Annotated in this window: 11 protein-coding genes; 7 read left to right on the top strand and 4 right to left on the bottom strand. The window is 68.5% G+C overall.

Annotated elements, in window-relative coordinates; genetic code table 11:
* Positions 1 to 173: 173 nt before the first annotated feature.
* Positions 174 to 1,136, bottom strand: a complete 963-nt coding sequence (locus tag E6C70_RS11665) for a cation diffusion facilitator family transporter (protein ID WP_136424733.1) — start codon at positions 1,134 to 1,136, stop codon at positions 174 to 176.
* 22 nt (positions 1,137 to 1,158) lie between these two features.
* On the opposite strand from E6C70_RS11665, the gene proC reads away from it, so the two are divergent.
* The 3 genes from proC to E6C70_RS11650 all read left to right on the top strand — a co-directional run bounded on the left by proC (position 1,159) and on the right by E6C70_RS11650 (position 6,746).
* Positions 1,159 to 1,992 carry a pyrroline-5-carboxylate reductase gene (gene proC, locus E6C70_RS11660; RefSeq protein ID WP_136424732.1) on the top strand — a complete coding sequence of 278 codons (834 nt, stop codon included), beginning with the start codon at positions 1,159 to 1,161 and terminating at the stop codon, positions 1,990 to 1,992.
* Positions 1,967 to 2,605, top strand: a complete 639-nt coding sequence (locus E6C70_RS11655; RefSeq protein WP_136424731.1) for a hypothetical protein — start codon at positions 1,967 to 1,969, stop codon at positions 2,603 to 2,605. Before proC ends, E6C70_RS11655 begins: the two co-directional genes overlap by 26 nt.
* A 142-nt stretch (positions 2,606 to 2,747) precedes the next feature.
* Positions 2,748 to 6,746 carry a hypothetical protein gene (locus tag E6C70_RS11650; RefSeq protein ID WP_136424730.1) on the top strand — a complete coding sequence of 1,333 codons (3,999 nt, stop codon included), beginning with the start codon at positions 2,748 to 2,750 and terminating at the stop codon, positions 6,744 to 6,746.
* Positions 6,747 to 6,755: 9 nt separating this feature from the next.
* Here the strand turns inward: E6C70_RS11650 and E6C70_RS11645 are convergent, their stop codons facing one another.
* On the bottom strand, positions 6,756 to 7,427 hold the full coding sequence (locus E6C70_RS11645) for a potassium channel family protein (protein ID WP_136424729.1): 672 nt from the start codon (positions 7,425 to 7,427) through the stop codon (positions 6,756 to 6,758).
* Positions 7,420 to 8,862: a TrkH family potassium uptake protein gene (locus tag E6C70_RS11640; RefSeq protein ID WP_136424728.1), complete on the bottom strand. Its 1,443-nt coding sequence runs from the start codon at positions 8,860 to 8,862 to the stop codon at positions 7,420 to 7,422. The genes E6C70_RS11645 and E6C70_RS11640 overlap by 8 nt, the downstream gene beginning before the upstream one ends.
* An 88-nt stretch (positions 8,863 to 8,950) precedes the next feature.
* Here E6C70_RS11640 and E6C70_RS11635 point away from each other — a divergent pair, with 88 nt between their 5' ends.
* Positions 8,951 to 9,391, top strand: coding sequence for an ArsR/SmtB family transcription factor (locus E6C70_RS11635; RefSeq protein WP_136424727.1), 441 nt, complete (start codon positions 8,951 to 8,953; stop codon positions 9,389 to 9,391).
* Between the two features lie 116 nt (positions 9,392 to 9,507).
* Positions 9,508 to 9,702, top strand: coding sequence for a helix-turn-helix domain-containing protein (locus E6C70_RS11630; RefSeq protein WP_136424726.1), 195 nt, complete (start codon positions 9,508 to 9,510; stop codon positions 9,700 to 9,702).
* A gap of 21 nt (positions 9,703 to 9,723) precedes the next feature.
* Here the strand turns inward: E6C70_RS11630 and E6C70_RS11625 are convergent, their stop codons facing one another.
* Complete coding sequence (locus E6C70_RS11625; protein ID WP_235833420.1) at positions 9,724 to 11,460, bottom strand: SulP family inorganic anion transporter; 1,737 nt, start codon at positions 11,458 to 11,460, stop codon at positions 9,724 to 9,726.
* A 179-nt stretch (positions 11,461 to 11,639) separates the two neighbouring features.
* On the opposite strand from E6C70_RS11625, the gene E6C70_RS11620 reads away from it, so the two are divergent.
* Positions 11,640 to 11,738: a 30S ribosomal protein bS22 gene (locus tag E6C70_RS11620; protein ID WP_003792170.1), complete on the top strand. Its 99-nt coding sequence runs from the start codon at positions 11,640 to 11,642 to the stop codon at positions 11,736 to 11,738.
* Positions 11,739 to 11,880: 142 nt separating this feature from the next.
* The gene (locus E6C70_RS11615) at positions 11,881 to 12,120 is read left to right on the top strand and encodes a glutaredoxin family protein (protein WP_207670117.1); all 240 of its coding nucleotides are present in this window, start codon (positions 11,881 to 11,883) and stop codon (positions 12,118 to 12,120) included.
* The last annotated feature ends 182 nt before the right edge of the window (positions 12,121 to 12,302 follow it).

Below are 12,302 nucleotides of genomic sequence, written 5' to 3'. Positions count from 1 at the left end.
ACCCTCCTCGCCGCCGAGCACGACGAGGAGGTCGGCTGCCGCCGGGTCGATGCCGGCGAGGTTTTTTAATGATGCGTCGACCACCGAGATCGAATAGCCGTTGTCGACGAGCGTCTGCTCCAGGTTGCCCAGCCCGATGGCCGGGTCGTGGCGCAGCACGAGGGCGGTGGGCATCAGTCGAACCCCTTGATCACGATCGTGTCGGTCTCGGGCTGGGGGCCGGTGTGGGGCCGCCAGACGTCGGGCTCGAGGTAGATCTGTCGGGCGATCGGCACGGCGGCGCGTACGCGGTCCTCGATGGCGTCGATGGCCGCGGCGACCTCGCCGAAACGCAGCTCCGACGGCATGGCGACCTTGGCGCCGACGAGCAGCTCATCGGGTCCGAGGTAGAGCGTCTTGATGTGGATGATGCGTTCGGTCTCGGGGCCGTCGAGGATGGCGTCCTCGATCGCCATGAGTTGCTTGTTCGACGCGCCCTCTCCCACGAGGAGACTCTTGGTCTCGACTCCGAGGATGATCGCCACGAGCACCAGCAGCACGCCGATCGCGAGGGTGCCCACGGCATCCCAGACTCCGTTGCCCGTGATGACCGTCATGCCGACGCCGACGAGGGCGAACACCAGACCCGTGAGCGCGGCGACATCCTCGAGCAGCACCACCGGCAGCTCCGGAGCCTTGGCGTGGCGCACGAATGCCACCCAGCTCTCACCTCCACGCAGCGGGTTCGACTCGGAGACCGCGGTGCGCAGGGAGAAGCCCTCGAGACCGATCGCGATGAGCAGTACGAGCACCGGCAACCACCACACCTCGAGCGGATGCGGGTGCTGCAGCTTCTCGACGCCCTCGTAGATGCTGAACACGCCACCGACCGAGAACAGCACGATCGACACCACGAAGGCATACACGTAACGCTCGCGGCCGTGTCCGAACGGGTGATCGCGGTCGGCCGCCTTGCGCGATTGGCGGCCGCCGAGCAGGAGCAGGAGCTGGTTGCCGGAGTCGGCCAGGGAGTGGACGCCCTCGGCGAGCATCGAGGACGACCCCGAGAAGAATGCCGCGATGAACTTGGTCACCGCTATGCCGAGGTTGGCCGCGAACGCCGCGACGATGGCCCTGTTGCCTCCGGATGCGCTCATGGCTCAATCCTAGGATGGTCGCGTGAGCACCGAACTCCCCGTCATCGCGTTCCTCGGAGCCGGAAGCATGGCCCGCGCCATCCTCTCCGGCCTGCTGCGTCCGGAGGTGAGCGTCGCCGGCATCCGCGCGACCAATCGCTCCGAGGCCAAGGCGGCCGAGCTCGCCGCGGAGTCGGATGTCACGGCCACGTCGACCGAGCGTGATCCGGCCGCCAACACGACGGCCGTCGCCGGCGCTCGAGTGGTCGTCGTCGCGGTCAAGCCCGGCATGGTCCCCGACCTCCTCCGCGAGATCGCCGACGCGCTCGAGCCGGGAACCCTCGTCATCAGCGTGGCAGCCGGCGTCACCATAGCCACGTTCGAGGGGCTGCTTCCCGAGCACGTCGCCGTCATCCGGTCGATGCCGAACACCCCTGCCATGGTCGGTCGCGCCGTAACGGGGATCTCACCGGGCACGCGGTCGAGCGACGCCGATCTCGAGCTCGCGACGACATTGTTCGAGACCGTCGGCTCGGTGCTCGTCGTGCCGGAGGAGCAGATCGATGCACTGTCGACCATCTCCGGCTCCGGCCCCGCCTACGTCTTCTACCTGATGGAGCAGCTCACGGCGACCGCCATCGGCATGGGCTTCTCGCGCGAGCAGGCCCGAACGATGGTGGAGGGAACGTTCCGCGGCGCGAGCGAGTTGCTCGCCTCCTCCCAGGTCGACCCGTCCGAGTTGCGCCGACGAGTCACGAGTCCGAAGGGTACGACGGAGCGCGCGGTGGCCGTCCTGGAGGAGGGCGGTATCCAGTCGCTCTTCGACCGGGCGACGGATGCGGCGCTCGCGCGTGCTCGAGAGCTCGCGCGGGGGTAGCGCGGTGCGGGCAACCGGGAGGACGACGTCGCGTCGAGCGAAGGCGTCCCGCGCCGCTCGCACGGCCACCGTCCTCACGGCGGCCCTGGCCGCGCTTGCGACGTCCGCGGCGCTCGCCGGTTGCACCTCCGCGTCCGTGACCCCGACCGAATCCGCGACACCGACAGTCCGGGCGCCGTCATCCTCTACGCCGGACTCCTCGGCCCCGCAGCTGGGGCCGCTCGGGGCACCCGGGTGCTCACCCGCTTCGCCCATCGTCACCGGAGGCGACGGCTTTCCGGAGGTCCAGGGAACGGGCACGGACGGCTCGACGCTGTACGGCCTCATCATGGCGTCCACGGTTCCCCTTGCGGCCTCGGATGACACGGCGAAGTTCGTCTGGCGCATGACGGGTGATGGGGCTGTCACGGTGCGGGTGACCGATCCCGCCGGGCACGAGAAGACGCCGGCCTGGGGTCCCGAGCGGCACGGCGGCAGTACTTATCACCGGCCGGGGGACGAGTGGGGAACCGGGATCGTGCTCTCCGAACCCGGGTGCTGGACCGTGCACCTGCACCGTTCGACCGGCGATGCCGACGTCTGGCTCGACGTGCTGCCGCCCGGCGGTTCCTGACACGCAAGAGCGACGCGAATCAGGGGGAACGCCCTGAGGTTGTTCCGGGGCGCGCACCGAGACCCCCTCCGTCGCGCGGACGTACCGTCTTCCCGGGAGCGACGTCGGTGCCCGACCGGTGCCGCGGCCCGCGGAGGAACCCGTGGACGAGACGCTCGACGCCATCCGTACCGAATACCGCGGAATGCAGCTGCAGGAGATCCTGCATCAGCCCGCGCGCGCACTGCTGGGGGTGACGACGGATGCGGAGGCCGCGCTGGCCAAACTCGAGGTGACAACCGTCTTCGATCTCGCCACCTCGGCGGCCTTCACCGCTGCCGCGCTCCTCGTGGAGGCCGGTACCGACCTGCGGTCCGCCTTCGCCCGCTACGGAGCGGCGACCGCCGACATCGTCCGCGACACGGTGACGGCGGGTGTTCCCGTCGCCGAGCTGCAGTTCCTCGGCATCGACGCCCTCGACGCGGTCCCCAAGACGCAGGCTCCGGCCATCTCCGCCGCCCTCGACGTCGCCACCGTGCGCGACTTCGCCCTCTACCCGCCGTATCGCACCGCGCGCGCCATCGTGTCAGAGGTGTACTTCCCCGACTCGACGCCCGACTTCGATCCGGAGCGGCCGGCCGACCTGCTCCCCGGAAACGGCGAGTACCCGACCGAGCGCGTGCAGTACCAGACCCTCCTGATGGACGCGATCGACCGGCCAGACGGTGAGCAGCTGGTGGGCATCACCTCGCAGGTCTTCACGCCCATCGATCTGGCCTCACTCGCGGCCGGCGACGCCGGATTCCAGCGGGTGGCCTTCGGTGCCCTGCTCACCTTCAACCAGTCCTGGTATTCCCAGGGGGTCACACTCGGCCAGCTGCTGCACTCGGCCGCCCTCGCACCCGGCGAGAGCACCCGCATCGCCGTCATCGACTGGTCGCGGCGGTCGCGGGCGGGCGAGACCGAGGCGATCAGCGAGACGGACGACCTGACCAACGACACCTCGCACAACCGGGGCATCTCCGAGGTGACGGATGCCGTGGCGACCGAGGCGCAGGAGGGTTTCAGTCACACCAACGCGACCAGCCGGTCCGACCAGTCGGGCACCTCGGAGGCCGGAGAGCTCTCGGCGCCGCTCGGCGGCCTGTTCGGCGGTCCGAGCGGGTCGATGGGGCACACCTCATCCACGGCCACCAACACCTCGACAGCCGACAGCTACTCGAGCTCGTTCGGGCAGCGCGAGGTCGCGTCGTCGATGAGCCAGAACATCGCCGACCGCACCCACCAGAACGCCCATTCCTCCCGGAGTCGTCGGGCATCCGTCGTGAAGGAGGTCGCGCAGTCCGAGCACGAGGGCGTCTCGACCCGCGTCATCGCCAACTACAACCACATGCACGCGCTGACCATCCAGTACTACGAGGTCGTGCAGGTTCACCGGGTCGACGTGACCCTCGCCAAGGCCGAGCGCATCGTCTTCATTCCGGTCAAGCTCATCGACTTCGCCGATGAGCGGATGATCCGACGCTTCCGCGCGGTGCTCTCCCGGGCTGCCCTCACCTACGCCATCCGCGAGGCGCTCGACAACCTCGATGTCGTGGAGATCAAGCCCGACCTGGCGCAGCCCTTCACCGTGCTCGGCAGCGGTATCAAGGACTACCTCAAGTTCTCGGCGGCCAAGGCGACGGGCCTGGTGCCCGCGGCCGCGGTCCTGCGCGCCGGCCAGGTCTACTCGACCGCTGCCGCGAGCACTCCGGTGGCTGATGCAGCGGCTGCCGTCGCCGATGCAGCAGCCGGCGCCGCCGCCCAGATCGCCGCGAATCCAGCCCCTCCCGAGACCGGTTCGGCCATCCCCAACGCCCGCATCCGGATCGGAGCCATGGTTCCGCTCGTGCAGACGGTCAACGACTCGCTGTGGTCGGCCGGGCAGACGGCACGGATCTCGAGCCTGATCGGCCGGGCGCTGCTACGGCCCGATTCCACCTCGATCTTCCTCCCCACCGAGGTCACCATCGAGGGCGCCCGGGTGGACGCCGGCGGTGCGCCCGTCAGCGCGTCCTTCACGTTGCGGAGCGGGGCGGTGGACCAGAGCGTGAGCACATCGGATCCGCTGTCCATCACCGAGGTCACCCGCATCGGCCTCCGCGGATCGAGCCCTGAACGCGACGTCACGGCCACGCTCACCCTCACGATCAACCGCAACGGCGTGCGGTTCCCCGTCGAACTGCCATCGGTGACCATCCCCAAGGGCCGTTCGGCCGAGACGTCGCTCGTCACCGTGAACCCCGGCGGCGTGGATGCGAACCTGACCCGCCATCTCGCGGACAACAGGCTCTGGTACTCCCAGGCGGTGTTGCGCTCCCTCGACGCGGCCCAGCTGGCCCTGCTCCTCTCCGGCTACTCCGTCACCGTCGGAGGCGATGACGTTCCCGTGGCCCAGGTGATCGACCCCATCCCGGTCCGCTACGTCGGCAACTACCTGGCGTTCCGCATGTCCATCGACGCGCGATCCGACGCGGAATGGGCGGCCTGGCTGAAGGATCACGACGTTGCCGTCGGCAAGCTCTACAACCAGGACATCGTGCCGCTGGGCACCGGCGGAACATTCGCAGAGGCCGTTCTCGGGCGCTCGAACTCCGCCGAGAAGCTCGACATCACCCGCTTCTGGGATTGGCAGGATTCGCCCATCCCGCTCCAGCCGACCGAGATCGCGGCCATCCAGACCGGTTCTCGTGCGACCGAGGAGAACGTCACGCCCGGCCAGCTGTCGACGCCCATCATCAACATCACCACGCCGACGACCCTGCCCGACCCGGCCGGCACCGCGGCCGTCCTGCAGGCGGTGCAGAACGGCAGCATGTTCCGCGACATGAGCGGACTGCAGGCCACCATCGGGCTCGCCCAGGCCGGCCTGCAGACCACGATGGCCGGAGCATCCGCTGCCGGCCAGCAGGCGGGAACCAACATGGACAACCTGCTCAAGGCCAACACCGAGCGCCAGCGCATCGCCGCCGAGATGATCACGAGTCTCGCCAAGACGGCCGCCGCCGCGTACACCGGTGGCGCGGTCGGCGCGGGCGGTGGCATCTCCGGCGGATCGGGAGGCGGCTCGTCGCAGCAGGGCGCGAAGATCAACTACTTCGACAAGACCAAGACCGATGGAACGTCGACGGATGCCGGAGCCGGCGGCGGAGGGGCGACCGGAGGCGGCACGTCGTCGGGCGGATCATCCGGTGGCGGCAGCTCGGCCGGCGGGTCGGGAAGCGGCCTGAGCGGCGGAGGGTCCGGCGGCGGCGCAGGCGGCTACTCGGCCAACCCCGCAGCACTGTCGTCGCTCTGGGGTGACACGCAGTCGCCGTCCGGCATGATCGGCAGTCTACTCGACAAGGTCGGCCTCGGCGGCGGCAACCCCGAGACCCCTGCCCCGCTGACGACCCGCAAGGCGTGGCCCAAGCTCGACCCGACGCTCGTCGTCCAGCGCATCAACGACCTGGCGGGAAACGCGAACCTCGTCGACCAAGGCTACTTCGGCCTCTGCACGGTGGCGGCGTTCCTGCACCACCAGTTCCAGGCCAAGCCCAACACCATGAAGCAGTTCGGCAACGCCCTGTTCGGCTCGGGCGTCGGATTCATCGGCGGCTTGAAAGTGGCGCCGGGAAGCGACCTGCGGAACGCCGACTACACGGCGATCGCCGCGGCAAGTGCCGGGCGCCCCGGGCACATCCCGCCGCAGGCCGACTGGATGATGATGAGCGCCATCCGCGACTCGGAGAACTGGTTCTTCGACTTCGAGGGCGCACCCGACGAGGAGTCCTCGATGTCGACGTCGGCCAAGGAGCTTGCAGGCTTCTATAAGGACACCGGCTTCTACAGCGACGTCACCTTCAAGGACGACGCCAACCAGGCCGAGTTCACGAGCATCAACAAGGGACCGAAGAACCACGTAGCGCTCTGGGTGGACAGCTCGCTCGTCATCCCGACGATGAAGATCGGCGACGGCAGCCACATGGTCACTCTCGAGAGCGCGATCAGCTTCGACGTCGGCGCCGACACCTGCTCGTTCGACTACTGGACGTGGGGCGAGACCACCTTCCGGCACTACAACGCGAAGCTCTCGGACATGGTCAAGCGCTACATGGGCGTCATCATCGCGACGCTGCCGTGACGCCCGCGCTCAGCCGCCCAGCGCGGCGAACCGCTCGATGTCGCCCTCGGTTCCCGAGACGATGATGAGGTCGTGGTCGGAGACGACGGTCTCCTCCGTCGCGTAGGTGAACGGCTTCCCAGGGCTCTTCACGCCGACGACCGTGATGCGGTGCTTGCTGCGCACGCCGGATGCCTGCAACGACAGACCGCGGATGGGCTTGGGCGGGTACATCTTGACGAGGGCGAAGTCATCGTCGAACTCGATGAAGTCGAGCATCCGTCCGCTCACCAGGTGCGCCGTGCGTTCGCCAGCCTCCCGCTCCGGATAGATGACGTGGTTCGCGCCGATTCGCTCGAGGATCTTGCCGTGCGACGTGGAGATCGCCTTCGCCCAGATCTGCGGAATCTGCAGGTCGACGAGGTTGGCGGTGATGAGAACGGATGCCTCGACGCTCGACCCCACCGCGCACACCGCGATCGAGAAGTCCTGGGCGCCGATCTGGCGGAGGGCGTCGATGGACTTCGCGTCCGCCTGCACCGCGTGGGTCACCCGCTCCGCCCACTTCTGCACGAGCAGTTCGCTCGCGTCGACCGCGAGCACCTCTCGACCGAGGCGATCGAGCTGGCCGGCCGTCGCCGCCCCGAACCGGCCGAGGCCGATGACGAGCACGGGGGAGTCGTGTCTGATGCGGTCAACCAACGATGGGCCTCTCTTCCGGTCTCCTGAACAACTGGCGCGACGTGCTGGCCGCGAGCGCGGCCGCCAAGGTCACCGTACCCACCCGCCCCATGAACATGGTCGCTGCGAGCACGTAGACGCCGGAATCGGGCAGGTCCTGCGTGAGCCCGGTCGAGAGTCCGCAGGTCGCGAAGGCCGAGATCACGTCGAACAGCACGATGTCGAGGCTCTGCTTGGTGATATGCAGCAGCAGGATGCTCGAGACCGCCACGGTCGTCGCACCCCAGAGCACCACGCTCACCGCCAACCGCAGGATGTCGCGCGGGATCCGGCGCCCGAACGCTTCCATCGAGGTGCGGCCACGGGCCTCGGCGAACGCGGCGAGGAAGAGCACGGCCAAGGTCGTCACCTTGATGCCGCCGGCCGTGGACGCCGAACCGCCGCCGATGAACATGAGCATGTCGGTCACCAGCAGGCTCGAGGAGTGCAGGTCGGAGATGTCGATCGTGGAGAAGCCGCCGGAGCGCGTCATCACCGACATGAAGAACGACTGGAACACGGTGTCGAACGCGTTCTGGTCGCCGAACGTCCTCGGGTTGTCGAATTCGAGCCAGATGTACATGATGGTGCCCGCCACGAGCAGGACGGCGAAGGTGAAGAGGGTGAGCTTGACGTGCACCGACCACCGGCGCGGCTGCCGCCACAGGCGCACGAGCGCGAAGATGACGGGGAACCCGATCGCCCCGGCGATGACGGCGAACATCAGCGCGCCGAGGAACAGGTAGTCGTGGACGAAGGGCGTGAGACCGGCCGCATTGGGAGTGAAGCCGGTGTTGGTGAACGCCATCGCGGCGTAGTAGAAGCTGTACCAGACGGCGTGGCCGAGGTCGTATCCGTGCGCGAGCATACGAGGCAAGAGGACCACGGCGGCGATGAGCTCGATCGCGAGTGCACTGAACGCGACGGTGGCCAGGAGGTTGCCGACCTCGCCGAGGCGCACCGCCTGCCCCTCGTTGACCGGGCCGGCCTGGATGCGGGAGGCGTTGGAGTCGCTCGCCGCCATGAGCCGGGCGCGGAGACTGAGCCGCCGCGAGACGACGAGGCCGAGGATGGACGCCAGGGTCAGCACACCGACACCGCCGATGTTGACGCCGATGAAGATGAGCGCGTTGCCGAAGCCGGACCAGTGGGTGGCCATGTCCACGGTCGACAGGCCGGTCACGCAGATGACCGAGACGGCGGTGAACAGGGCGTCGGCCAATGGCGTGCCCGATCGCGCATGGCTCGAGATCGGCAGCGACAACAGCAGCGTCCAGACGAGGATGAGCGCCGTGAAGACGAGGATGGCGAACCGGGCCGGGGAGTGCCTGGCGAGGAAGTCGACGCTCTCCCTCACGCGAACCAGCAGGCTGCGGGGCGGCTGGATGATGCGCCGACCGGTGAGCGTGGGCTGCATATCGCCTCCTCGCTCACGTCCCCTCGGGAGCGGGCATCCGGTCCGAAATGTCATGGTACTCCCCGCCGCGACTGACTAGCCTTGCAGCATGGCGGACATCTTCGACGTGGTGGCGGACACGACCAGGCGGGACATCCTCGGCGTGCTGCTGTCGCATCACGCCGCGGAGACGACGCCGGGCGAGGTGAGCGTTTCAGCCATCGTGGCCGAACTCGGGCTCAGCCAGCCGACCGTCTCCAAGCACCTCAAGGTGTTGCGTGAGGCCGGCCTCGTGGGAGTCCGCGAGGAGGGCCAGCACCGCTACTACCACCTGGACTACGCGCCGCTCGAGGAGATCGAGGACTGGCTCATCCCGTTCCTCAGCGTCGACTTCGAGCAGGTGGTGGCCGACGAGGTGGCCTTGGCCGGCGACGGCCTGAAGAATGAGCAGAAGGCGTTCGCCGCGGCCATCGGCAAGGCGGTCGCCGACGCGTCGCACCAGGTCTCCGCAGCCGTCAAGGAAGTGGCGCCCAAGGCCTGGCGCAAGTAGCGTCACCCGGAACCACTGGACGCCGGGGCCACGACGGTTCTAGAGTCTCGATCAGCACTCTCGTTGCTTTCCGTCACACGAGTGCCTCACCGGTTCGAGACGGGGGTTCGACCAGCATGACGAATGAACTCGCAGACATGCGCTTCCTCACCGTGGCCGAGGTGGCCGAGATGATGCGCGTGTCGAAGATGACCGTCTACCGGCTGGTGCACTCGGGGGACCTGCCCGCCATCCGCTTCGGGCGCTCCTTCCGCGTGCCGGAGTCGGCCGTGCAGGCCGCCGTGCGCAACCACGTGGCTGACACCGCCTGACGGCTTCGCCTCGCTCGACGGTCATTCGGCCGCTGCCACCTCCGAGGCGGCATCGTCGTATGCGCGCCGGAGCATGAGGCCGAGCCACTGCTGCGACACATACACGTTGTCCTCGCCGATGAGCTCCTCGAGACCCTCCCGCTCCAGCTGATGGCGCAGACGCTCGTCGGCGACGATGATCTTGAGGGTCGATCGGGCGGCGGAGAGCTGATTGGCGTATTGGCGGAGCACGTCGATGAGGGCGAGCCCCAGCTGGTCCACGCCGCGGAAGCGCAGGATGACCACCGACCCTCGGCTCGACGGGAGCACGATCGGCAGCTGCCGTCCGAAGGTGGGGGCGCTGGCGAAGAACAGGCTGCCGTACGGCTGGAGGACGACGATGGATCGAGCAGGCACGGTCGCGGGCGGCGCGGACTCGCGGATGCGACCGTCGTCGTGCACCTCGAGTCGCACCACGCGCAGCCGGTTGGACTGCTCGGCGACGTAGGAGAGGATGCCGAGACCCACGCCGACCAGCACCGCGAACTGCAGCGGGATGACGATGGTGAGCACGAACGTGATGACCATGACCACGAATGGGAAGACGCCCGTGCGCCACACCGAGACGATGTTCGGCGGCTTGATGGCCGAGAGACCGACGACGATGAGCAGGGCGGCCAGCGCCGGCATCGCGACGTAGGACACCAGCCCGGACAGCAGCAGGATGACGGCCGCCATGACCCCGCCGGCGATGAACAGCGCGAGCCGCGTACGAGCCCCGGACGCCACCACCAGCGCCGACGCCGACATCGATCCGCCGACCGGCATGCCCTGGAACAGCCCGGATAGCAGGTTGCCGGCGCCCTGGCCGATGAAATCGCGCGACTGGTCGGCCGGCAGGCCGTCCGGATTGCGGAAGGCGCCCGAGACGGCGGCGCCCTGGACGAGTCCCACGAAGGCCAGCGAGAGGGCGGGAACGAGCAGCGGTACGACCTCACCGATCGCCGGGAGGGAGAGCCCCGGCAGTCCGTTCGGCACGTCGGCGATATCGCTGACGAGGGCGACATCCAGGCCGAGGCCGCGATCGAACCACACCGCGAGCAGAGATCCGACGACGACGGCGACGACGAGCCCCATCGTGCCGAGCGCCGTGCGCTGCAGAAGGTAGATTCCGCCCATGGTGACGAGGCCGACGACCACCGTCGGCCAGCTCACCTGGACGATGTGGACGAAGAGGTCGAGCGTCCGCAGCACGCGCCCCTCGCCCTGTGCGGCGTAGCCGGTGAGATTTCCGAACTGACCGAGCACGATGTTGACTCCGACGGCGGTGATGAAGCCCGTCATAACGGAGGACGGAACGAATCGCAACAGGCGCCCCGCGCCGATGAGGCCGGCCACGAGCATGATGATGCCCGTGAGGATGGCCAGCGTGGACAGGGCGGCGGCCGGGTCGGGGCGCTGGGCGATGCGCGCGTCGGCGACGACCAGCGCCATCGCTCCGGTGGCCTGCACCGTGAGGAACGAGCTGCTGGTGAAAAAGGCCGCGCCGACCATGCCGAACAGGTAGGCGTACAGCCCGGCGACCGGATTGAGCCCGGCGAGCAGCCCGCCTGCCAGGCCATCCGGCACGCTCTCGACGCCGAGGACCACGCCGGCGAGGCTGTCGCGACCGAGTGTCTTCGGGGAGAGCAGGGCGAGTAGGCGCCGCAGGACGGTCGGGCGCTCCGGCGGCTGCTCGACGGAGCGCGGAGCATTCGCATCCGACCCGTCGTCCGTCACGGAACCCTCCCTCCCATCGCCCACCTCCAGCCCAGTCTGATCGACCGGGTGCCGCGCTGTCGATGGGGCCGGGCGGGCGGCCGGGCGGGCGGTGACGCCCGGAGGCGCTCCATCGGGTAGAGTGGACACTTCGTGTGACCGCGCATCCGCCGGTCTCTCCCGATTCGTGTGAGGTTCGCGTGGGTTCCGTTATCAAGAAGCGTCGCAAGCGCATGGCGAAGAAGAAGCACCGCAAGCTGCTTCGCAAGACTCGCCACCAGCGTCGCAACAAGAAGTAGGCATTCGCCTGCTGCACAAGCGCTCGACTGCGGTCGGGCGCTTTTTGCATGCCCGTCACCCGTCGCGAGAACGCAACATTTGCGGGTGCAGGGGGCGCTGCACCCGCAAGACCTGCGTTCTCGACACGATTACAGTGAGGTGGTGACCAGTCTCACCCTGCTCGGCAAGCCGGGATGCCACCTGTGCGACGATGCTCGCGCCGTGGTGGTCGACGTGCTCGCGGAGTTCCCGGCGGCGAGGCTGGAGGAGAAATCCATCCTCGACGACGAGGCGCTCAACGCCCGCTACTGGGACGAAATCCCCGTCCTGCTCATCGACGGCGACGTGCACACGTTCTGGCGAGTCGACGCCGACCGCCTGCGGGCCGCCCTCGGCGGCTGACGGGTCTCGATACGCGGAGCCGCTGGCGCGTCTGCGCTACTCGACCAGCATGCGACGCTGGCGCGTCTGCGCTACTCGACCAGCATGCGACGCTGGTGCGTCTGCGCTACTCGACCAGCATGCTGGTTGAGTAGCCCGCGAGCGCAGCGAGCAGGCGTATCAGTGATTGGCTGGTGTGGTTC

The sequence above is a fragment of the Orlajensenia flava genome, from assembly GCF_004801905.1.
In the GTDB taxonomy this organism is placed as follows: domain Bacteria; phylum Actinomycetota; class Actinomycetes; order Actinomycetales; family Microbacteriaceae; genus Orlajensenia; species Orlajensenia flava.
The sequence above is the reverse complement of the archived record's forward strand: the minus strand, read 5'-3'. Positions and strand labels throughout refer to the sequence as shown.